Raw genomic sequence first — 442 nt, 5'->3', positions numbered from 1 at the left:
AACGTGAGAGCATCATAGATGTTGAGAGACCAAGCGCAACAAGAGACAGCAGCAAAACCACCACATAAGACAGGGCATTGCTGGAAAGCCAGTTGGTTGCAATCAGACGCAGATTGAAAAATGTCAGAGGCTGGGTTTTCAGAAATTCGGTTCTCTGAACCGGCAGTGTCTCGACAGTTTTTTTGTCGTGATTATAGGCTGCGATGCGTCCGTTCATTTTTGTCCAGTTGGCACGATATGCCAATTGCTCCGCGCCCTGACGCAGCAACACCGTATCCGGAGCTGTTATGACGGTCCACGCTCCGTCCTCGGACGGGGAAGCACCCTGTGCTGCAAGGACTGAGACCTCTTTTGACGGGATGTATTTTGCATCATTACCAGGAAATAACCGGAAACTGTCCGATGCATTGAATGCTTGCAGCACGCCATTATAGGCGTTTTG

The 442-nt window shown here is 50.0% G+C and carries 1 pseudogene; it reads right to left on the bottom strand.

Annotated elements, in window-relative coordinates:
* Positions 1-442 (bottom strand): annotated as a pseudogene (locus HBA93_RS18675) (cellulose biosynthesis cyclic di-GMP-binding regulatory protein BcsB); the annotation flags it as partial.

The organism is Ochrobactrum sp. SFR4, assembly GCF_019730395.1.
Lineage (GTDB): Bacteria > Pseudomonadota > Alphaproteobacteria > Rhizobiales > Rhizobiaceae > Pseudochrobactrum.
Note: the sequence above shows the minus strand (reverse complement) of the source record. Positions and strands in the feature narration are given on the sequence as shown.